The organism is Ureibacillus sp. FSL W7-1570 (assembly GCF_038593265.1).
GTDB classification, from domain to species: Bacteria; Bacillota; Bacilli; order Bacillales_A; family Planococcaceae; genus Ureibacillus; species Ureibacillus suwonensis.
Window position 1 is genome coordinate 1,619,477 of the sequence record NZ_CP151979.1, and the last position, 23,595, is coordinate 1,643,071.

General features: G+C 41.2%; 15 protein-coding genes, 1 pseudogene and 1 riboswitch. Of the genes and pseudogenes, 5 read left to right on the plus strand and 11 right to left on the minus strand.

Annotated elements, in window-relative coordinates:
* Positions 1–163 precede the first annotated feature (163 nt).
* Entirely contained in the window at positions 164–1,810 is a 1,647-nt protein-coding gene (locus tag NST13_RS08050; protein WP_342580655.1) for an IS1182 family transposase, read from the plus strand.
* Positions 1,811–1,914: 104 nt separating this feature from the next.
* Positions 1,915–2,811 carry a hypothetical protein gene (locus NST13_RS08055; protein WP_342581792.1) on the plus strand — a complete coding sequence of 299 codons (897 nt, stop codon included), beginning with the start codon at positions 1,915–1,917 and terminating at the stop codon, positions 2,809–2,811.
* A gap of 480 nt (positions 2,812–3,291) precedes the next feature.
* Here the strand turns inward: NST13_RS08055 and trmL are convergent, their stop codons facing one another.
* Together trmL and queG are read right to left on the minus strand one after the other, a co-directional pair.
* Positions 3,292–3,765: a tRNA (uridine(34)/cytosine(34)/5-carboxymethylaminomethyluridine(34)-2'-O)-methyltransferase TrmL gene (gene trmL / locus NST13_RS08060; RefSeq protein ID WP_342581793.1), complete on the minus strand. Its 474-nt coding sequence runs from the start codon at positions 3,763–3,765 to the stop codon at positions 3,292–3,294.
* A 43-nt stretch (positions 3,766–3,808) separates the two neighbouring features.
* Positions 3,809–4,945 (minus strand): tRNA epoxyqueuosine(34) reductase QueG, encoded by a 1,137-nt coding sequence (gene queG, locus NST13_RS08065; protein WP_342468639.1) that lies wholly within the window; start codon positions 4,943–4,945, stop codon positions 3,809–3,811.
* Between the two features lie 118 nt (positions 4,946–5,063).
* Between queG and NST13_RS08070 the strand changes: the two genes are divergently transcribed.
* Both NST13_RS08070 and NST13_RS08075 read left to right on the plus strand, forming a co-directional pair.
* Positions 5,064–5,753 (plus strand): phenylalanine--tRNA ligase beta subunit-related protein, encoded by a 690-nt coding sequence (locus tag NST13_RS08070; protein WP_342581794.1) that lies wholly within the window; start codon positions 5,064–5,066, stop codon positions 5,751–5,753.
* A gap of 10 nt (positions 5,754–5,763) precedes the next feature.
* Positions 5,764–6,279: a hypothetical protein gene (locus tag NST13_RS08075; RefSeq protein WP_342581795.1), complete on the plus strand. Its 516-nt coding sequence runs from the start codon at positions 5,764–5,766 to the stop codon at positions 6,277–6,279.
* A 671-nt stretch (positions 6,280–6,950) separates the two neighbouring features.
* Here NST13_RS08075 and NST13_RS08080 read toward each other — a convergent pair.
* The 7 genes from NST13_RS08080 to NST13_RS08110 form a co-directional block, all read right to left on the minus strand.
* Positions 6,951–7,832 carry an LD-carboxypeptidase gene (locus tag NST13_RS08080; RefSeq protein ID WP_342581796.1) on the minus strand — a complete coding sequence of 294 codons (882 nt, stop codon included), beginning with the start codon at positions 7,830–7,832 and terminating at the stop codon, positions 6,951–6,953.
* Positions 7,833–8,040: 208 nt separating this feature from the next.
* Complete coding sequence (locus NST13_RS08085; protein ID WP_342581797.1) at positions 8,041–9,249, minus strand: dicarboxylate/amino acid:cation symporter; 1,209 nt, start codon at positions 9,247–9,249, stop codon at positions 8,041–8,043.
* A gap of 840 nt (positions 9,250–10,089) precedes the next feature.
* Complete coding sequence (pabB, locus tag NST13_RS08090; RefSeq protein WP_342581798.1) at positions 10,090–11,838, minus strand: aminodeoxychorismate synthase component I; 1,749 nt, start codon at positions 11,836–11,838, stop codon at positions 10,090–10,092.
* A 589-nt stretch (positions 11,839–12,427) separates the two neighbouring features.
* Positions 12,428–16,846, minus strand: coding sequence for a hypothetical protein (locus tag NST13_RS08095; RefSeq protein ID WP_342581799.1), 4,419 nt, complete (start codon positions 16,844–16,846; stop codon positions 12,428–12,430).
* Positions 16,830–17,573, minus strand: a complete 744-nt coding sequence (locus tag NST13_RS08100; protein ID WP_342581800.1) for a DUF6063 family protein — start codon at positions 17,571–17,573, stop codon at positions 16,830–16,832. Before NST13_RS08100 ends, NST13_RS08095 begins: the two co-directional genes overlap by 17 nt.
* Entirely contained in the window at positions 17,560–19,068 is a 1,509-nt protein-coding gene (locus NST13_RS08105) for a replicative DNA helicase (RefSeq protein WP_342581801.1), read from the minus strand. Before NST13_RS08105 ends, NST13_RS08100 begins: the two co-directional genes overlap by 14 nt.
* Entirely contained in the window at positions 19,038–20,072 is a 1,035-nt protein-coding gene (locus tag NST13_RS08110; protein WP_342581802.1) for a Wadjet anti-phage system protein JetD domain-containing protein, read from the minus strand. The genes NST13_RS08105 and NST13_RS08110 overlap by 31 nt, the downstream gene beginning before the upstream one ends.
* A gap of 569 nt (positions 20,073–20,641) precedes the next feature.
* On the opposite strand from NST13_RS08110, the pseudogene NST13_RS08115 reads away from it, so the two are divergent.
* Positions 20,642–21,223: pseudogene (locus NST13_RS08115) on the plus strand (IS4 family transposase); the annotation flags it as partial.
* A 211-nt stretch (positions 21,224–21,434) separates the two neighbouring features.
* Here the strand turns inward: NST13_RS08115 and NST13_RS08120 are convergent.
* Complete coding sequence (locus NST13_RS08120) at positions 21,435–21,620, minus strand: hypothetical protein (protein ID WP_141602347.1); 186 nt, start codon at positions 21,618–21,620, stop codon at positions 21,435–21,437.
* Positions 21,598–23,319: a phosphomethylpyrimidine synthase ThiC gene (gene thiC / locus NST13_RS08125; RefSeq protein ID WP_141602348.1), complete on the minus strand. Its 1,722-nt coding sequence runs from the start codon at positions 23,317–23,319 to the stop codon at positions 21,598–21,600. Before thiC ends, NST13_RS08120 begins: the two co-directional genes overlap by 23 nt.
* Before the next feature lie 151 nt (positions 23,320–23,470).
* Positions 23,471–23,585, minus strand: a riboswitch (TPP riboswitch).
* Positions 23,586–23,595: the final 10 nt, after the last annotated feature.

The following is a 23,595-nucleotide window of genomic DNA, read 5'->3' on the forward strand; positions in this document are numbered from 1 at the left end:
GTTTATGGGGAGGTTGGGACAAAACCCCCTCTAAAATGGAAACAGCCCATGAAATTTTGGAATGAAATTTCATGGGCTGTTTTTCATTTTTTCAATAAAAAATAAGGACCTCTTCTGTTAAAATTAAGTTAGCACACAAAACCTAACAGAAAGAAGGGTCCTTATGTTCAAATATTATAACATGAATCAATTAGTTTTGCCTCTAGATTTAGAAATAAAATTACAAGAAAATGATATTGCCTTCCACATTCACCATTTAGTTGAAAGTATTCCAGATGAAGCCTTCCAGCCGTTTCTTCGAAATACAGGTTGTCCTGCTTATCATCCACGCATGATGCTAAAAATTATTTTGTGTGCCTATTCGCAGTCTGTCTTTTCAGGTCGAAAAATTGAAGCGCTATTAAAGGACAGTATACGAATGATGTGGTTGGCACAAGGATATGAACCAAGTTATCGGACGATCAATCGTTTTCGTGTGCATCCGGAAGTAAAAGAATTAATTCGTCAATGTTTTGTCCAATTCCGTTGCCAACTGGTGGAAGAAAAGTTAATCGATCAAGAAGCCATTTTTATCGATGGTACGAAGATTGAAGCGAATGCCAATAAATTTACTTTCGTATGGAAGAAATCCATTGAAAAATACAACCAAAACTTAATTGAAAAGTCCAATCAGTTATACAACGAACTATTAGAAAAAGAAATCATCCCTGAAATGGAGCGGGAAAGTGATGGGGAATTGTCCGTAGAAGAACTCGCTCAAATGGTGCAACAAGTCGATGAAGTCATTAAGGAATATGACCAAAAAATCGAATCATCGCCCGATGCCACAGAACGAAAAGCATTAAGAAGCGAACGAAAATATCCAAAACAAGCGTACAAACAATTAATAGACTTCATTCTACGCAAACAAAAGTATCAAAAAGCCTTGGACATCTTGGGGGAACGAAATAGTTATTCCAAAACCGACCCGGATGCGACGTTCATGCGAATGAAAGACGACTATATGAAAAACGGTCAATTGAAAGCTGGATACAACGTACAAATCGCAACAGAAGGTCAATACGCACTAGCTTATAGCATCTTTCCAAATCCTACTGATACACGTACATTAATTCCGTTCTTGAATGAGATAGAAAAGGATTATTTTCCGTTGCCAAAGTACATTGTCGCAGATGCTGGTTATGGTAGTGAACCAAACTATGAAGACATCCTTTCGAATCGAAAATGTGAGGCACTCATTCCATATACCATGTATGAGAAGGAACAAAAGAAGAAATATAAACAAAATCCATTTCATCCAGACAATTGGACGTATGACGAAGAAAGTGATACCTACACGTGTCCGAATCAGCAACGTGTAACATTCAGATATCATTCTGTACGTACAGATAAGACCGGTTTCAAACGAGAATTCAAAATTTACGAATGTGAAAACTGTTCAGGATGCCCATTCCGTTCATCATGTACAAAAGCAAAGGAAGGCAACCATCGAAAAGTCATGGTGAATGAAAAATGGGAACAACAAAAAGAATATGTAAGAACGAAGCTTTCAGAAGAAAAAGCAGGTTCTATTTTCCGTCAACGTAAAATTGACGTAGAACCAGTTTTTGGATTCTTGAAGGCTAATTTGCGTTTCACTCGATTTTCCGTCCGAGGAAAATCGAAGGTAGAAAATGAAATGGGGATTGCCTTAATGGCCGTGAATTTACGGAAATACACGGCCAACAAAAATCAACTGACCAAAAATAATGGAGAGAAATGGAAAAAGGAGAATTTGAGTTGGCTCAAATTCTCCTTTTTCCTATCTTGAAGCTAGTTTTGTCCCAGCCTCTTTTTTTCATGAAGGATGGAGTTTTTTGGAGAGATATTTGCAGGGGATTCACTTTAATTAAGGTGGGATGTGCAAAGAAGGTAATGGTTGCACTATACGCACGAAAGTTGGGGGCATCCGCTTCTAATGTTGCTCTAAATGCACGAAAGGGAGTTGCTTCCGCTCCAATTATTGCTCTATATGCACTAAAGGAGAGGGCATCTGCTCCTAATGTTGTTCTATTCGCACTAAAGGGTGTTGTATTCGCTCCTAATGTTGCTCTATATGCACTAAAGGGAGCTGTATCCGCTCCAATTATTGCTCTATACGCACTAAAAGTGGCACCATCCGCTCCAATTGTTGCTCTATATGCACTAAAGGAGGAGGTATCCGCTCCAATTGTTGCTCTATACGCACCAAAGGGGGCACCATCCGCTCCAATTGTTGCTCTAAATGCACGAAAGGGAGTTGCTTCCGCTCCAATTGTTGCTCTATATGCACTAAAGGAGGAGGTATCCGCTCCTATTGTTGCTCTATACGCACTAATAGTGGCACCATCCGCTCCTATTGTTGCTCTAAATGCACGAAAGGGAGTTGCTTCCGCTCCAATTGTTGCTCTATATGCACTAAAGGAGGAGGTATCCGCTCCTATTGTTGCTCTATACGCACTAATAGTGGCACCATCCGCTCCTATTGTTGCTCTAAATGCACGAAAGGGAGTTGCTTCCGCTCCAATTGTTGCTCTATATGCACTAAAGGAGGAGGTATCCGCTCCAATTGTTGCTCTATACGCACTAAAAGTGGCACCATCCGCTCCAATTATTGCTCTATACGCACTAAAAGTGGCACCATCCGCTCCAATTATTGCTCTATATGTACTAAAGGGAGTTGCTTCCGCTCCAATTGTTGCTCTATACGCACTAAAAGTGGCACCATCCGCTCCAATTATTGCTCTATATGCACTAAAGGGAGTTGCTTCCGCTCCAAATGATATCCTATGAGCACTAAAGGAGTCACCATATCCACTATTTGATGCATATACGCGCAAGTTGAAGCCTTATCTGAGCAAGGGCACACCTTATCCGAGCAAGTGACCACTCTATCCGAGCAAGCTAACTCCTTATCCGAGCAAGTGACCACTCTATCCGAGCAAGCTAACTCCTTATCCGAGCAAGTGACCACTCTATCCGAGCAAGCTAACTCCTTATCCGAGCAAGTTGACTCTCTATCCGAGCAAGATCACACCCCATCCGCACAAGTCACCACTCTATCCGTACAAGTCACCACTCTATCCGAGCAAGTCAACACCCCATCCGCACAAGTCCCACTCTATCCGAGCAAGATCACACCCCATCCGTACAAGTTACCACTCCAGGCAAGCTGACACTACATACGCTCAAGTCAACACCCCCGCAAAATAAACACCCCATCATAGAAAAAGCAAAATGGGAAAATCATCAGTTCTCCCATTTCGCCATTTTTCATTCCATTCCCGGGAAATTTTGTTGACGCAGCGCTTCATAAATAATAATAGCCGCGGAATTCGATAAATTAAGGGAACGCACTTTATCCGTTTGCGGAATTCGAAGCACCCGGTCGATGTGTTCATATGCAAAATCTTTTGGCAATCCGGTCGTTTCTTTTCCGAACATGAAATAAATATCCTTCTCTTTGTCGCTGAAATCAAAATCGGAATAAGGGCGATCGCTATAAGTTTCAATCAAATAAAGTTCTCCATCTTTCATATATTCAAGAAAATCTTCCAAGGAATCGTGATACACGATATTCACATGCTTCCAATAATCCAACCCTGCCCGTTTCAACATTTTATCATCCGTCGAAAAACCAAGCGGCCGAATTAAATGCAACGTTGTGTTCGTTGCGGCACAAGTGCGTGCAATGTTTCCGGTATTTGCTGGAATTTCTGGTTGATATAATACGATATGTAGTGGCAAAACTAGACACTTCCTTCTATTATACTTCACTAAATCATAGGGACTAGCCTCGTCCCAATAATTCCAGTCCCTTTCCGATTTCACGGAGCACCTCTTCATCCTTTTCCTGCTGAAGGGCTTCAAGCAATGCTTCTTTCGCCTGCTCCCCTCCAATGACGCCAAGAGCCCATGCGGAAGTTCCGCGAATCACCGGCCGTTCATCATTCTTCAACAATTCAATCAATTCCGGAACCGCCGATTGCTCCTTAAAATGGGCAAGGGCGAGAATGGCATTGCGCTGGATCGGCTTTTTCCCGCGCCAAGAGCCCGCCATCGTGCCGAATTTCCTTTTGAACTCTTTATTCGAAAGGTTCAATAGCGGCACAAGAAGCGGCTTTGCTAATTCAGGATCCGGCATAAATTCTTCATGAATCCAATTCGCCTTTCCTTTATTTTTTGGACAAACCGTTTGGCACGTGTCGCAGCCGTAAACCCGGTTTCCGATTTCTCTGCGAAATTCATCCGGCAAATAATCTTTCGTCTGCGTAAGAAAGGCGATGCATCGCTTTGAATTTAACCGTCCTGCCTCCACCAATGCGCCAGTCGGGCAAATATCCAGGCACAACCGGCAATCACCGCATTCATTTTCAATCGGTGCATCCGGCGGAAAAGGAATATTGGTAATCATTTCGCCCAAGTAGACATATGAACCGAACTCCGGCGTGATGATTGAGCAGTTTTTCCCGCTCCAACCAATCCCTGCCCGTTCCGCAACTGCCCGGTCAACCAATTCCCCCGTATCCACCATCGATTTCACGGAGACATCCGGCACTCTTTCCCGCAGCCATTGTTCCATCAAATCGAGCCGTTCTTTTACCGCCACATGATAATCCAATCCCCATGAAGCTCTGGCGAAGATGCCTCTCCGTTCCCCTTTTTTCCCTGCCGGCGGATTTTTCATTTTGGATGGATAAGCGAGGGCAATGGCAATAATGCTTTCCCCTTCCGGCAACAGCTTTTTTGGATCCGTCCGCTTCTCAACATCCCGTTCTTCAAAACCGGACTGGTAATTCAATGCCTGCTGCCTTATCAACCGATTTTTCATTTCCTCAAAAGGAGATGCAGTGGTAAAGCCGATTTTATCCACCCCAATGGATTTCGCATATTCGATTAAATCACTTTTTAACTGTTCAATGTTCATCTCGAAACTGCCGCCCGGAAGAGCCGCAATTTTGCACCTCCCTCCATTACACATCCGACTACTTTCCTCAAACATTTATGGTACAATAAGGTTACAAATTGTTGGCAGGTGAATGTTGTTGAAGCTTACTGTGAATCAAGGACTCTTTTCTAAAATTCCGAATCTGAAAATCGGCATTATCCATTATACCAAAATTGTCGTTTCACCATCGCCTCAAATGATAAAAGGCCGGTTCCAATTGTTTCAAGAGAACTTATATTTTGAGCTGCAAGAAACCCCTGTCACAGAGCGCCCCGGCATCAAAGAATGGAGAACCGTTTGGAAAGCCCTTGGCGCAGATCCAAACCGTTACCGCCATTCCGCTGAAAGTCTGATGCGCAGAGTGGCAAAGCAAAACTATTTATCTCCTGTCCATTTAGCGGTAGACTTGAACAATTTCTTTTCTTTGCAATATGAAATTCCCATTGGCATTTACGATGTACAACACATTGAAGGGGACGTTGAAATTTCATTAGGGGATGAAGAAACCGGCTATGAAGGTTTAAACGGCCGGTACAACAAATTAAATCATATTTTATTCAGCAAGGATGATCATGGCGCTTTCGGAAGCCCTTTTGTGGATTCGGTCCGTACAAGCGTTACAGAAGAAACGACAGAAGCATTGCACATTTTTTACTTACGGCCTTCTTTGGAGGAAAAAGATTGCCAGGAACTCCTCACAGCCTGCGGTAAAATGTTTACCCAAGTGGCGGGCGGGGAATTTACAACGGCCGTGTTGACTGCAGAAAGTCCAAGTATAACGATTTGAGGTGAAACTAATGAAAACCATCCCATTAGCCGAGGGCATCAAATTAAAAAGCATTTTAACGAGAAAAATTCAAGAATTGGTGTACGAAATCCATAATAATGCCCACGTCGTTGTCGAAAAAGGAGAAACACCGAAACAATCCGGCAGAACCGTATCTGAAATCGAAGCGGAATTGGCGCAAGTAAGAAAAGATGTACGCACGTTGGACAAATTGATTTATCGGGCAAACATTGACCATACCATTGAATTTAAAGGGGAAACCATGCCGATTGTGGAAGCTATTGAACTGGCAAAACAGCTGAGAGCAGAAGCAAGTTTATATAAAGATCTGGGAAATTCCGAAAAAGAAAAAATTTACACGACCACTGGCGAAGGTAAGGTACTTTACGAAGTGGCGATGTATGAGCCCCGTGAATACCGGGAAAAAGCCATACAGCTTGAAAAAGATGCGCACCGTCTATCCAATTTGATCAATGCCAAAAACTATGAAGTTCGAATCGAATTTGATGACTCCAAATATTTCTAATATGGAATTTACCCCGGGGCGGTGAGAGTCCTCCCCGGGGTATAACGGCTGTCACTTTGATCAATGCATAGTTGGTAAACCAATTACCGTTGACCTGTCACTTTTTCACCTTTAACCCATGACCAACTAACGCAAAGGGTTCAAAACAAGATACGTACAGTTGAATTTTTTGTGTACAGCCGTTATATAAGAACAGGCTGTTTAGGAAGTTCCCTTTCTAAACAGCCTGCTTCTTTTTTCCCCTCCCCATGTTCATCCAATGGGCGTATAGCCAATGCAATTCCGACAAAAATAGGAATTATTTGGATTTCTTCATTGGAGAAGGCCATCATAAACAAAGAAAAGAGAAATATTCGCTATACTGGTATTCTTCATATTGTTTTTGATTGCTGAAGAACTTTATTCGATACGGGCTTTATAACTCATTGTTTTTTTGAATGATTATTTGAAAAAATAAATACCAATGGTGGGAAGAATAAAATAAATCCATAAAAACCAAAGGAAAAGAAAATCGGAATCAATAGAAATGAAATGCCCGATATGACCGTCAAAATGGATCTTTTCTTCAAACCATATATTCCGATGATGAATCCCAATGCAATACAAACCAAAGAAAGTACTTTCATCCAGTCCATGTTATCACCTCTAACTATTAAAGACCCATCTCCTACTTACTCCACTCCCGGCAGCAGACGCAGCACCTTTTCATCGGCGTCCAATATGGCCTCGACCCCGAGCGGAATGCCGATGTTCGGCGTTGAATGCCCGATATGGAATCCGACAACTGCCGGTTTTTTATATGGCCATAAATATTCTTTGAATAAAGGTAACATGTCCCCGTCACCAAAACTGCCAATGGCAAAGCCGCTTGCCTCTTTCAATTTTCCGGCGAGTCTCAACTGATTCAGCATGCGGTCCAGTTCCTCTATCCCCAATCGGTCTTCTTCCAAAAGCAAAATTTTCCCGCGCACATCAATTTCAAATTTGGTGCCCAGGGTATCGACGATTCTGCTCAAGTTTCCTCCGATGATTTCCGCCCGGACCGCGCCTGGCACAATCCCTTCCAGTTGGGACAGACTTTCATCATAATAAATTTCATACGGTGCAAACAATTGGTACAACATTTTTTTCGAACGGTCATCCGCTATTGTTGTAAGGGAAGGGCCGTGAAAAGTCACCACATCGGCATATTGTTGGATGGCTATATGTAAAAAAGTGATATCAGAAGATCCCCAAAAAATTTTCGGATGTTCCTCAAGGAGCGGATAGTCGATTTTGTCGGCGATTCTTGCAGCACCGTACCCATCCGAAACACAGAATATCGCTTTTACTTCCGGATCTTCAATCATTTGATGAAAATCCCGCACCCGCTCTTCATCGCTTCCAGCCAAATAACCTCCTTGGCGTCCGATCGTTTGTCCCAATTTATATCGCAATCCCATGTCGGAGAATATCTTTAATTGGCTTTCAAGAATTTTCATATCAACCGGATTGCTTAAGGCGATCACTCCGACAGTGTCTCCTTCATTTAAATGCTTCGGTCTGATTTTCATGGGTTTCCTCCTAGGTCATGATACTAAAATTATATTAACAAATGATTTCAAACATTGCTCCAGAAAAACCATCCCATTATCCGCTGCCCCCATAAAAAAGCAATATGATGGTCTTTGAATGCATGTTGCGAAAGGCACAGCTGCCATTCATGAAATCAAGAAAGCAACCTTGGATCAAACATCGATCCGGGTTGCTTATAATCTTCCATCAACCTGATGTTTTTGCACCGTGCTTATCTTCGAATGACTGAACGACCACTGCAGCGGAGGCATCCCCAGTAACATTAAGGGATGTACGGATCATATCCAAAATCCGGTCAACCCCTGCAACAAGGGCCAATGCTTCAAGCGGCAATCCGACCGCTGTAATCACCATGGTGAGCATAATCAGTCCAGCCCCTGGAACACCCGCAGTGCCAATCGATGCGAGAGTGGCTACCAATATGATCATCAATTGCTGCGTAAATGAAAGATCGACTCCCAAGAACTGTGCAATGAACACCACACATACCCCTTGGTACAGCGCAGTCCCGTCCATATTGATTGTAGCCCCCAGCGGCAAAACAAAACTGCTCACTTTCTTGGACACACCCAAATGTTCTTCTGTATTTTGGATCGTGATCGGCAATGTGGCGGAACTGCTTGAAGTACTGAAAGCAACCAGACTGGCCGGCAAAATCCCTTTGAAAAACTTTACAGGGCTAAAGTTGGCCAACAATTTCACGGAACTTGAATAAACAATCAGGGCATGAAGGATGCATCCCGCATATACGACGAGAATCAATTTGATGAGTGGGAGCAGGACTGAAGCGCCATATTGTCCGACGACCGGTGCAATCAATCCGAAAATACCGATTGGAGCCACTTTCATAATGATGTGAGTGATTTTATACATGATTTCTGCAAGACCATCGAAAAAGTGGTATACAGGTTTTGCCCGGTCTCCGACAATGGCAATGGCAATTCCGAGGAAAAGGGCGAAAAAGATAATTTGGAGCATATTGGCTTCAACCAAGGATTGGATCGGATTCGTAGGGATGATATTCAATAACGTATCAATAATGCCAGGCACTTCCGCAGGTTCAGCCGCTTCTTCCGATAGTTTCAAATCGAGCCCTGAACCCGGTTTGAAAAGGTTTGCCAAAATCAAACCGATCAATACCGCAATCGCAGTGGTGATCAAATAATAAACAATCGTAATGCCGCCCATTCTGCCGATGCGTCTTACATCCCCTGTTCCCGCAACACCGACAACAAGCGATGCGAGCACCAGCGGAACAATGATAAATTTAATGAGCCTTAAAAATAAATCCCCCAGCGGTTTGACCACTTCAATACCGGGACCCACAATCACGCCGGCAATAATGGCAAGAACAAAGGCAATCAGGATTTGGGTAAGCAGACCGATCTTTTTCATTTTTCCCCTCCTTCAAGTTGTTTGGAATCAGGGGTTGGACATCGATGGATTATTTTGGATGAAAGGTACAAATCCCCCCTTTCGACTTGAAAATCAAGTGCTGTGCTTTATGGGTTTCGAGGTATTTTGTAGGGAAAACGTTTCCATCATTGCGGCTATTGTTTCAATCCTATGCATGAAAGGGCTTGGACTATGAAGATATTTCTTTAAAAAGTCTAAAAGAATTAAATGGGGACAAGGGGCAAGATGAAAGGATTTTATCATTGTAAACGATGAATGGAGTTTACCGATTGGATCAAGCGAAACCATATTCATTATTTCATTATGATTGTAACGTTTTGGATTTTTTCCGTCTAAAAAATATAGATTATCCAAAAAGGTCTTAACCGAAAAACTTTATATATTTTAAAAAGTTTTGGAGTGGTTCATTTTTTCTTTTCAAAAATATAGGCTGAAACATAACGAGCTTCAAGAGGTATTAAAAATTTAGAACAGCCCATGAAATTTCGTTACAAAATTTCATGGGCTGTTTTCATTTTATTAAGAAGGTTTTGTCCCACCCTCAATCCGTACGAACTGCCGCGTTTCTAAATCAAAAAAATTTGTTTGTTAACGCTCCCGGTTCCTAGTCGCGGAAGTAACGGGTGGAAAGTTATACAAACATTACAATTAAATATCCCTTTAGATTTATATAAACATGAATTGTTCTTTTAACCAATGGTATGTTTATATGCACAAGTCCATACAATTATACATTTTGGACTCATGCTGAATAAAGATAAAAACATAATAAACTTGTCTTGCAGATTATAGGTATCTTGAGCCAGAAAGACTGACCATTCAAAATCCCCGGACCAATTCAATTTCAATCCACTTTCTTACACTATTGATAAACCAAATTTTCGAACAGCTTTTCAAATCATCCAAGGTCAAAACCTTTTCCTGAATCTTCTCCGCTTTCAACAGATGCTCACGGAAAGTGCCTGCAAGGAGCCCGCTTTTGACAGGCGGCGTCCACAGTTTCCCGTCGATTTCCAACACGACATTCCCGTTGATGAACTCTGTCAATTCCCCTCTTTCATTCCATAGCAGAACATCAAAAATTTCATCTGACGCCGGCTTGAACTGCTCATAAATATCCCGATTCGTCGTTTTGTGATATAAAAATAAATGTTCCGAATGGATTGGGCTTTTGGCAAGAATCGCTTTTTTCGGAGACTGCATTTTCACAATCGGCTGACCTTCGATTATACAAGCACCGTTTTGCTCCAATAGCAATCGCACTTTCCATTGGCCGGAAGGATTCGTTTTTGCAAATTCCTTCAGCTTCTTTTCCACTTCATCCGTGTTGACGGCATACTGAAAATAAGTTGCCGATTTCTTCAAACGGTTCAAATGCTCCTCCAGGAGAAAATACTCGCCGTTATCCAATAGCAAACTCTCCAGCAATTGGAACGCTTTTTCTTCCCTGTTCAGAAAAGCGCATTTGGCAAGAACTTCATGAAATTCGTCTTCAGCGGTGGAGTCCCAAGTAATGCCCCCACCGACACCATAAGTGGCCTTCCCTGTCTGATGGTCGATCACTACTGTCCGAATGGGCACGTTAAAAATGGCTTCTTGATCGGGCGTGATGTATCCAATAGCCCCGCAATACACTTCCCGGGGTGATTTTTCCAGCTGTGAGATGATATCCATTGTGCTGGCTTTTGGAGCCCCTGTAATGGAGCCGCAAGGAAAGATGGCTTTAAATACATCCACCAGTTCCGCATCTTTTTTCAACTTCGCCGTCACAGTCGAAGTCATTTGATGCACCGTCGGATATTGTTCGATTTCAAATAATTTGTCCACTTTCACCGTTCCCGTTTCCGCAACGGCTCCTACATCATTCCGCAGCAAATCCACAATCATTACATTTTCCGCACGGTTTTTTTCGGAATGATACAGCCAATTTGCCCGTTCCAGATCCTCTTCAAAGGTTTTTCCCCTTTTCACCGTACCTTTCATCGGCCGGGTTGTGATGTGATTTCCTTTCATATGGAAAAACAATTCGGGAGAGGCGGACAGGATGCTGTGTTCCCCTGTATGTATATAAGCACAAAAATTTGCCTTTTGGGCTTTTTTCATTTTATCAAATAAGGCAAAAGCGTCCCCTTGAAAGCGGGCATGTAATCGGATCGTATAATTCGTCTGGTAAGTGATCCCCTTTGCAATGGCGTCTTTAATGGATTGAATGGCTTCCCGATATTCCGATTCATTCGTATCAGGCTCCCACTCCGTCAATGAATAGGAACCTTGACTTGCCATCACTTGATATGTAGGTTCTTTATAAAGGCCGAACCACAACAAAGGCATCTGATAATCCGCCTTTGTTTTTAATGAAGAGTCGAAAGCCGGGGCGCTCTCATAAGATAAAAACCCCGCCGCATAATACCCTTTCTTTACCCATTCTTGCACTTCTTGAAGACAAGTTAACACTTCATGCATTTGGCTGGCAGAAATGATTTTTTCCGGATGAAGAAAAGCAATAGGCTCAATCATTCCATTCGATTTTGCAAATTCGAAATAGAGAAATGGCGTTAGTTCGTTCATGAATCATTTCCTTTTCTGTTTAGAAATTTCTATACATAGTATAGTAAAATTGTGTGTTATTGCAAATTTTTATTTTTTATCAACCATGAATCCAACAGCTTTGAGAAGAGAAAAGATGTGGCTGATTCATGCATAAATCAAGCAGGATATTAGCCAAAGATGGCACAATAATAGTCATTCTGCTTCAAATTTGTAAACATAATAGCCAGAGGAGGAAAAAAGGGAATATTGAGAGGTGATAATAGTCAAATAGAGGAAGATATTAGTCATTTTTTCAAAGATAATAGTCAATCTTAAGAAGATAATAGCCATTGTGGAAAAATAGGGAATGCTGAGAGGCGATAATAGTCAAATAGAGGAAGATATTAGTCATTTCTTCAAAGATAATAGTCAATCTTAAGAAGATAATAGCCATTGTGGAAAAATAGGGAATACTGAGAGGCGATAATAGTCAAAGTTGATTCGATAATAGCCAAAATGCCAAGGATAATAGTCAAACTTGGCAAAATAATTGCCAAAGCATTAGAAAAGAGCGAATGAGAAAGCCAATCATCATTCTCATTCGCTCTTTTGAATAAACCCACGTTTTCTAGAACAAAGACATTTGTTCCTTTTCTGTTAGTCTTTCCAACGCTTCCGGTTCATGGTCGCGGAAGTATGCGTGGTGGAGCCATTTTTCCGTTGTGACGATTTGTTTATTGGCTTGTTTGGCTTCACGGAGTTTGCAGCTATAAATTACAGGGAAATAATCCCGCAAAAACTTCCCTTCCGCATGGGCGGTCAATGCGATGATTTGAAATCCCAATTGTTCCGCAACAAAGAAAACCGGACTGAGCACATGATCGCTCGATGCTTTGCCGAATGGATTGTCCAAAATCACCACCCGGCTGTGCTTCATGTTTGTTTTTTGATGCTGTTTCTTTTCAGCGACGTATTTTAACAAGCCCAAAAACAACGTCATATTTTTGCTCCATTTTTCTCCGCCTGACCATACATTGCTCTGCTCCCAAGAATAGGACCTTGTCGACACTTTATTTTCGTTTGTCACTTTGCGGCAACTTACTTTCATGCCTTCATTTTTCATCACCACTTGCAGAAGCTGTTTGGTTTGCATCCACATTTCAATGTCATTCCGAACTTTCGTTTCATCCTGAAGGCCATTTTCTTTTACATAACGATCCGACTCCAGTTGAAGCATGATCCACTCAATGTAATCGCGGATCCGCTGCTTACCTTCTTCTTCGTCCCATTGAGGGATCGTAAAAGTATAAATCGTTTTCCATTGATCCTCTTCTTTTACTTTTGTATGTTTTGGAATTTGTTTCAACTCTTCTACCACTGTTTTTAAATGGTTATGGATTTGGTTTATATATGCTTGCAATTCCTCATCTTTTTGCCGTATATGTTCATTGGCATAATTCGTCGACCGCTCGATTCGGATCATCATATTCTTTTTAAAATCCAATAACTCTTCATAACCCGTCTTATAATCCACACCTTCAATCGCCATTTTTTGCAATTTATTATCAGAAATCGTTGAACAAAACTGCTTATAAGCTTGTTTTTGGGCATCCACCGCTTCCTTTTCCTTCTCCACTTGTCCACTATGTTGCTCCAATTCTTGGATAATGGCTTTCACCATTTTCTTCCGATTATAGATAAAATCCATTTTTTCATTTTCACTTAAAGGGATTGTCACGACTTGCGGTGCGTTAAAATGATGTTTTTCAATGAATTTGATCAGCTCGCGTTCCGCTTCATCAATCTTGTTTTGCTCCCGTGACACTTGTTCCATCTGTTCATCCAAATAATTCTTCTCTTTTTGAAGCGCCTTCTTTTCTTCAGCAAGCTCTTCTTCCGCTTGGTTTAATGGAACGGAGAATGTGTAAATATCATGATCCGGAAAATTTTCACGGAAAAGCTGTTTCAAATGATTTCTTTTTCCTTTTTGCTCTTCCTTTGCAGAAAGCTTTTCAGTAACCTGTTTTTCCAACTTGTTTAATGCCTGTTTCAACTCTTTTATTTTGATAATCTTATTTTGCAATAAATGTTCTCCATCTGATGGAAATTCCCAATGTTCATGCACATTTTCACATTCATTGCGGATCTGATCCATCTCTTCCTGCAGTTTAGTCAAATTGTGTTTGGCATTGGCCAGCTTTTCATTCAATTCTCCTATACTTTTTGACGCTTGATGGATTTTCAAATTCAGCGTCTGGATTTTGTCGCGGAGATTTTTCCGGCTTTCCCCGGTAAAAATTGGGGTCAATGATTGCACTTCTTTATACTCTTCATCATTTTTAAGAGAATCTAATTTCCATTTTAAATTTTGTTTGCGTTCCTCCAGTGCAGCCTTTTGTTCGTTATAATCCAATAATTGTGCGGCTAAATGTGCTTTTTTGGCTTTTATATTGGCCAATACGTCTTTCAACTCTTTTTCAACTTCCTTGGCCTCTTTTACTTCACGGCAATAATGGAAATATTGATTCCCTTCCTGGATTTTCCGTTCAAGCCCTTGCATTTCTTCTTGGCAAAGTTCCATTTGTTCCCCGATGGTTGTGATTTGATGCTTCAGATTCTTTCGCTGCTGCTCCGCATTTTCAATTTCTCTTTCGATTTGTTCGATTTTTAACATCGTTTCCGACCATCTTTTTTGAAAATCGGTCAGCCGTTCATATGGATAGTCTTTCAAAAATTGTTGGAAGGCTTGTAGGGCATATTCCCATTCTTTTTGTTCCGTTTCTTTCAGTTCTCTTTCCTTCGTCGCTTTTTCCGCATCCACACGGACTTTTTCTTTCCATTGCGCAAAGGTCTCTTCCATCATTCCTTTTTCCCAATGAGCAGGAATAATCCAGGAAGGCTCCGGTTGGACGGCATCTTTCTTTATCTTCGCCGCTTCTTCGGTCGTCAGTATTTGAATCGGGTATCGAAGTTCATCGGCAAGGTCTTCCACTTTCTTTTGCAATTCTTCCTTCGATTTATTGGTTGTAATCAAAGTGACAGCCCATAACGGATAGAAGATTTTTTCTTCATAATCCGCTTCATTCAGCATCTGCAAATATTCAATACCCGTTACACAATAGTCCAATTGATTTTTCCATGATTTTATCCGCGCTTCAATCAACGGATCGCTGAAAAATGTTTTCTGTTCCCCATAATCATCGACTAAACGCAATGCCACCCGCTCTTTGTATAATAAAACCTCTTTTTCCTTTTTCAATTTTTCGATGGTTTCATAAAGCCGGTTATAAATGGAGTGTTCATTTTCATAGACCGATTCCAGAATGGCCCATTGCGGTCTTAATCTTCCCAAAATTTGAATCATTTTTCTTTGTTCATTTTCAATTTGGCTTTTCTCGTTTTTCAATTGTTCTTTGGCAACATGCAAACCGTTCTTCTCATTTTTTAATTTTTCGATGGTTTCATCCAGCTCAATCGATTGCTTCTCTTTTTCCTTCTTCTCTCCGTGCAGCCGTATCAGTTCTTCATCCAAAAATTGATGGCGGTTTTGCCATTCGGCCATTTTCTCTTCCACTTGTTCGTGCTGTGGATTGGAAAGCAAAGTTTGTTTCAACCTTTCGATATCCGCTTCCCTCATTTGGATGGTTTTCTGAACACCGGCGATTTCCCTTTGCTTATCCAAATCATGTTTTTCGATGGACCGCTTTTCTTCCTGCAAAGTATCGATTTGCCTTACAATCGGATTGAGTTCGAATTGGATTTGTTCCATATTCTTTTTCATGTCATCCATCTGTTCAATAAAATGTCCGAGCAGCGCCTGCTTCGTTTCTTCCAATTGGTTTTGCAAATCCGAGAGCTCTTCTATTTCTTCCAGCTTCTTCATTTCGCTTTCAACAAACGCAATTTCCTTTTGATAATGATTCAAAAGTTGCTTGCATTTCGCAAATTTCAATGAATAATAGGCAAGGCTATGTTGCTCCAGTTCTTCCTTTTTTGTGCCATATTCAACATTTGCCAGATCATAATCTTTCTGCAGTTGTTCGTATTTTTCTTCCTCAACGGCAATCTGATAAGACGCCACTTTCACTTCATGTTCTTTTTTCTTTTGAATCCAAAGATTGAATTGCTCTTTATTCTTTTCCATTTCCTTTGCAACATCGATTTTTTGAATTTGAATCTCTTCCCATATTCCTTTTGCCTTCTGCTTCGACTTGTCATAGGCAAGCTGAGAGGAATGCAGTTTTTCAAACGTTTGCACGTATTTTTCCAGTTGATGTTGGATCCGCTTGTTCTCTTCAATGGTTTCTTTCAGTTTTTTATAAAGTTTCAAATTATCCAGCTGTTTTTCAAAGATATCGGCAAAAAGGGTTGGATGATGACCCGCAATCGATTGTTCAACGGTCGGTATCAATAAGCGGTCAAATAACTGGGTGGTGTTTTTGCAGGCTTCGAAAAAGGCCTCGACGCCCCCTTCCGAGCTGTTGATTGTCACAATACTTTCCCATTCATCGGCAATAATATGGTATTGTTCTTCAATAAACTTCCGATATTCTTTGATTGTCGAAAACGTTCTTGCCGATAAAGGATATCGTTCCTTCATGCCATTGTAATAATCAAGCATTTCCCCCTTGTCGGCAGGTCTAGTGCCGCCTTGTCCTTCCCGAACAAAAGGAATGCCTTCGATTCCGTTCTGATCCCCTTCATCATATTCATAAACATAGCGGTAAGAATCCAATCCTTTATCCGTCATAAAAAGGGTCACTGCCGTCACAACATATCGCCGTGGACGTTCGTTGAGTATCCATTCGATCGCAATATGGGCCGGGGCATTTTCCAACACCAAAGTGTTTTTAATTTTTCGATCCGCCAAATCGGTATGGGGAATCATCCCTTGCAATACCGTTTGGATAAAAACGGTCTTCCCTCCGCCGTTTTCAAGAAGAATCGCCCCATTATATCCGTTGAATAAAAAGAGTTCATCATTATAACGCTTGTTGCCTTCTTCATAGACAATATTGGTCAATCTGATTTTATTGATGGCCGGCATGTTGTCCCTCCTTATCAAAACCGTAAAGAAACTCAAAAATCCCTTTGTTATATTCCACTGCCATGAAAAATCGCTGGATGATGGTCATCGCTTTTTCCGTCAAGGTGATTTCATTATTCCCGATTTCCCGGATCAACTGTTGGTCGCTCAAAAACTTTGCAACCATATGCAGGAAGCTCATTCGGCTAATCGTATTTCCTGATTGCCGCTTAGCGGTTTCCTTAATATCATCCATATCATCCCATTTTTCGATGATGGCGCTCCAATTGTAAGAAAACTCTTTTTCCGATGTTTTTAATTGTTCCTCATCATGGGATTTCAAATGATCAATCCGCTCCTGAATCAGCCGGATCCAATCATCCATGCCGATAAATTGCCTTGTGGGATGCGGACTTTGATAGGAATCATAAAAACTGCCGAAAAGAACAAGTATGCAAAAATAAAGAAGATACATATCCGCATTCGTCGCACCGGAACGCAAATATTTCCGTTTAATCCACTCATTGCTTACATGGAATGGAGACAGTTTTGTTTCAGGAACGAGAAACAGTTCTTCACTCGTTTTGATTATGGCGCAATGCACTTCCTGGCTGAACAACTCAAGAAGGGCGCGCACATCTTCATCGGCATTATAGATTTGAACGGCCTCCTTGCCCAAAACCCCGTCCCTTGCCAGCTTCGTATATAGTCGAAAGGCTTGCAACACCGTTTGTTCAGAATAGTTCATCTTCATCCTCCAACTTTATGTTCATTTCGCTGATGGAATAGCGATCTACTTTTTGAATGATCGCTTTATCTTCCGTAACGATTAATTTGCGTTTTCCCAATAATCGAAAGGCCTCATCAAAAACCGTTCTGCTTTCTTCATCATCCGTTCCCGCTTGAATAGGCGAACGTTGGTGGAGAACAATCCAAAAATCGTAGAAATACCGCATTTGGAATAGATTCTCCAATTGATTTCTTTCGAGATAGGATATGAACTCGGATAACGTATTGCCGCTATTTTCTTCATAAGCCTTCAGAAAATGTTCCATCAGCTCTTTATATTTTTCTGAAATCCATTGTTTATATGAATTGAAGCTGTTTTCGTCATCCACTTCATAAAAGTGATATTCCACCTTCTCTTTTCGGTCTTCTACAATATTCTGCTCTTCCAAAACAGCAAGCGGCGACCAAAATTCATTTTCTTCTACTTTTAGGAAAGGATGGAGAACGCCTTTCATCGCATCCAACGGCAAAGGGGTGGACACAATGAGAGACACGATATCTTGGTCAAAGTTAAAGGAATGCATGCCCGTATAATAAAGCGACTCCTGGGCTGTAATCAAAGTCGTGTTTTTCAAATGGAGAGTCTGATTCAGAAGCTCGGAATGTTCATAGTGCACTTTCTCCAATTCCCTGTTGATCTGCAAAATGTATTGATACGTTTTCTGCTCCTTTTGATGAATATTTTCGGCAAACAATCGTTCCCTCGTTTCTTTGACAAACTCCCTCAATTCTTTGAATTCTTCATCTTCCCGTTCCAGCCTCTGAAAAATATCATCAAGCAGCTCTTTATACCGCTCAAACGTTTCTTCGGACACAATGCTTCGCTGGATTTCATGCTTCAATTTGACAATGCGTTCCTGCAACGTCTCGACGGCCACCCGCATTTCATTGATTTGCCGGAGTGCCCCCTTAAATTCCCCCTTTTCCAGCTGTTTCCGTAAAATCAATTGGTTGATGGATATTTGGAACTCACTGTAAAACTCCTTCGTTGCAAAAATCAATTCCAATCCATCTTCATCCAATGTATAGAATTGGCTATTCGTTCCGGCATCAAAATCGTTCGCCTTCAAAATGGAATATTCAATGGTCTCCTCCGCCTTTTCCTCCCAATCAAAATAACCGTAGCTGCGTTTTTTTCCGTGGGTCGGGCGGAAATTTTGAATCAAGGATCTGGCCAGTTCTTCATAGGTTTCCTCTTTCAGCATATACACTTCTTTCGTGACCTCTTTTAAAAAGGAAGCCAATTCTTTGACACCTGTCCTTTGATTTCGCATCAACTTCTGTTCAAAGAAAAAAAGCAAAGTGAGGAGGCCAAGCCCTTTCATATCAATCTTCGTTCCATTTAAATCAACATCCCTTTTCCGATCCAGTTCATTCAACGGTTCAAACAGGGCGATGCGCCGGATCCGATCTCTGTATCCGCTTAATAACGCTTGCATATCCATCTGTTCCAATCGGATCCCCTCCAAATTTCCTGCAATTCTTTTGATTTTAAGATTTCCTGCGGGTAATACTTCCCTTGCGAAAACATCATCGCCAGTTGTTCTTGCTCCTTTTGCGGAAATTGGCTAATGAATTTTTCTTGAGCTTCAGTATATTGTCTTTGATATTCTTTTCCGGCGATCGGCTGTTTTTCAAGACAAGCTTTATAGAATGGCAATGCCAAATGGGCTTTGATTTTTTGGTTCAACGAATGCCAAATGGACACTCCTTCCCGGTCAATGTCGCCGAAATAGAAAAAATGATGCTGGGCGTTGACCGGATATTGGTCCTGGAACTGTTCGATGCTATGGATGATTTTCTTCCCACTTCCGTAAATCAATGTGGAAAATTCAGTGGATGGCAAAGCCGGAAGCAGACCTTGATAAGTCGTTTTATTTTCAACAATGAGGTGAAACTGTGTCTCCTTTGTGACCAGCTTGGGATGGATGGCAAACATCAACGGGTCGGAAACAGGGATGATGTTAAAAGAATGGAAGAGTCCGATACGCTCCAGCAGCTCTTTTCCCCCTTTTTCAGTGAGCCATTTTTCATCCTGGACCAGTTCAAAACTGCGCTCCGGTGCAGGAACGGACTCTTTCGGAAAACCAAATGTTTTTATGTATTCATTGATTTTGATGAGATAAGGAAGATCGTGCCGCCAAATGGAAGGATCTTTTTTGTAATATTCATCAAGGTTTATGGATGGATGGAACTTGTTGCGATAATGTTGAATCTCTTGATGGAAACCGGTTTGAAGCAGACTTTTATTGATCCGGTACTGAAAGGCGAGCGATGGATTTCTTGTCGTTCTTCCTTTAGACTTCACCATCTCCAAAATGCCTTCCTGTTCCAGCTTCAAAATAAAGCCGGCATATTCTTCGTATGTATGAAAGAAATTCCCCATGATTGCTTCCAATGCGGATAATCCTATCATTCTTTTCGGATAGCCATTAAGTGCGCGGTAGATTTCATCCACTATCCTTACCTCCGAACATTCTTTTTTCCTATTTTACTTAAAATGAAGGGAAATTGGAAATACAAGTCTGTGAAGAAAGTTAGGGGAATGTTGCACAGTTCAAGAAATGTTTGGTTTTGGGGAGGGGATTTCAATAAAAATCGTTTTACGGGCAATCAATAGATTTGTCAAAACAATAAAAAATGGAAATTTTTGTTGAGAAGTGTTTCTTTCCATTCATGTATTCTTTATTTTCGAAACTTATGAATTTTTATACATCGTAGTGTGTTTCTCTTTATATTCACTATAATAAGAAATTAAATACCTTTTGTAATTATTATGGATTCGCCATCGGACACTAATGTCGCATAAAAAATATCAATAGACATAATAAAACTGAATTTTCTCACTAGCGTCGCATTAAAATAATTTAACACCTTCAAATAAACCGAATTTTCTGAAATATAATCCAAACACAAAAAAATCCTTTATAATGGTTGGGTGGTAGTAAACCATCCAAATCCAATACAAAGGACAAAACCATGGATAAGTTTACACGAAAAACATCATTTGAACAATAGTTTTCACCAATTCATTTAAACTTATTTGACGATATGGTGAAATCCTATCAATTAGATTACTATACAAAGAAGCTTTATATGGCTTCATTTCTGAAATGACTGTTGTACGCTCAATTACATGAAACCGAGAGTTTGCGAGCTTTAAGTGACGCTGTTTTTTCTGAAGAATTACAACGTGCAACAGGTCTTCCATCGATTAGCTTTTCCCAATTAGGAAGACGAATCAACGCCATTCCAACGGTTTTCTTTCAATCGATTTTTCTTGATTTAGTGGCTCAAATTCATGAGAAAACACATTTTCAAAAGCGAAGAAAGCTGACAACGCCACTAAAAATCATTGATTCGAGTACGTTGCCACTGAATTTGAAGAACCACAAATGGGCAGAGTTCCGAAAAACAAAATCGGGCGTGAAGCTTCACTTGCGTCTTGTATTCATGGAAAAAGGACTTTCTTATCCCGACAAGGCCGTACTGACAAACGCAATCGAACATGATCGTGGTCAATTAGAGATATTCATTGATGATCAAGAATGCCTGTACGTGTTCGATCGTGGATACTTAGATTATGAGCGATTTGACCGTATGACGGATGTGTTTTCGTTTTTTGCTAATTTTCCAGAAAAATAAAATCTGAAATTTCAAAACTTATTTATGCGACGCTAGTGATGTAATATATATATAAACTTAAAAGAAATGACTAAAAACAAAAATAAAAAAGCTAATCCATTTCCCGATTTCCACCCTGCAAAACGGGAGATGGATTAGCTATATATTTGACAATCCCCTTCACCCAATTACATATTCAATAATATAAAATCTCTATATAATGGCATTTGATACATTTTCGCATAAACGGTGTCTCAAAAAATGAATGCTGGCAATTTTTTTGAATATGGGCAATTTGCTGTTCCAATTTAAGAATTTTTTCCTTCAGTTCGGCAATGTCCTTTTGCAACTCTTGAACATTATCGATAGAGAGATGAGCCATTTTCGACAAACTCCTTCGCTTTTTGTTTCATCCCTTCTTCCCTCACCGTTTTTTGCAGCTCATGTGAAATTTTCATCGAGCAAAACTTCGGCCCGCACATTGAACAAAAATGCGCGACTTTCGCCCCTTCCGCCGGCAATGTTTCATCATGATATTCCCGAGCTCGATCTGGATCAAGCGAAAGGTTGAACTGATCGTTCCAACGAAACTCAAAGCGCGCTTTTGATAACGCGTCATCCCGCCGTTGAGCTCCCGGGTGCCCTTTTGCTAAATCGGCCGCGTGTGCTGCGATTTTATAAGCGATCACTCCTTCACGCACATCATCTTTATTCGGCAGCCCTAAATGCTCTTTTGGCGTCACGTAACAAAGCATCGCCGTTCCGTACGCGCCAATGATCGCCGCTCCAATCGCGGATGTAATGTGGTCATATCCCGGCGCGATATCGGTCGTAAGCGGTCCTAATGTGTAAAACGGCGCACCTTTACAAATTTCGATTTGCTTATCGACATTTTCTTTAATTTTATGCATCGGCACATGCCCTGGCCCTTCGATCATCACTTGCACATCATGCTTCCAAGCGATTTCCGTTAATTCTCCAAGCGTCTCCAATTCAGCAAACTGTGCTTCGTCATTCGCATCGGCAATCGAGCCTGGACGCAGCCCGTCTCCAAGCGATACTGCAATATCGTACGTTTTCAAAATCTCGCATATCTCTTCAAAATGCGTGTATAAGAAGTTTTCTTCATGGTGGGCTAAACACCATTGCGCCATAATCGAGCCGCCGCGTGAAACAATGCCAGTCGTTCGGTTTACCGTCATCGGTATGTAACGAAGCAGCACCCCCGCGTGAATCGTAAAATAGTCCACCCCTTGTTCCGCTTGTTCGATGAGCGTATCACGGTAAATTTCCCACGTTAAGTCTTCAACGACGCCGTTTACTTTTTCAAGCGCTTGATAAATCGGAACTGTCCCGACAGGCACAGGGGAATTGCGAATAATATATTCTCGTGTCGCATGAATGTGTTTTCCCGTCGATAAGTCCATAATCGTGTCTGCTCCCCAGCGCACCGCCCAAAGCATTTTTTCGACTTCTTCTTCAATGGATGATGTGACTACGGAATTACCAATATTCGCGTTAATTTTTACATGAAAACGACTCCCAATAATCATCGGTTCACTTTCCGGATGGTTAATATTCGAAGGAATAATCGCTCTTCCTTCGGCAACTTCTTGACGTACGATTTCCGGATCTATATTTTCGCGAATCGCAACAAATTCCATCTCCGGCGTAATAATCCCTCGTTTTGCATAATGCATTTGTGTTACAGTTTTTCCTTTTTTTGCGCGCAGTGGTTTTCTCTCGAAAGGCAGAGTAATCTCTGATTGCTTCTCATTACGGAATCCGTTATCTTCCGGTTTCACTGGACGCCCCTCGTATTCTTCAACGTCGCCTCTTTCTAAAATCCAGCGTTTTCTTAGCGGAGGCAATCCTTTTTGAATGTCCGGCTGAAAATCAGGATCGGTGTAAGGACCGCTTGTGTCATAAACACGAACAGGTTCATTTTCAATGATTCCTGTTTCTGTCTTTGTTGGACTTAACGTAATTCCTCTCATCGGTACACGAATATCCGATCTTGAACCTTCGACATATACCTTTTTACTCGCAGGAAATTGCATGAAAGATTTGATGTTTTGCATGTAACTCCTCTCCCTTAAAATAATGATTTAGGATCTGAAGTTACACCAAAACGCGGGGCAGAGATAGGAGAATATATGCGGAAATAAAAATCGGGTTCTCTAAGAGAACCCGATGGAACGCAAATAGCGAAACGTACGCAACAAACACATACACTCCCGCTATCTACTTCCCTACGCTGGTATAACCCAGATCAGGTTCAAAGGGTCAAAGAACTTAAGCGCGTTCTTTTCTCAGTCCAAGCTATTGGACTCCCCTAGTAGATAAGCGACAAACTT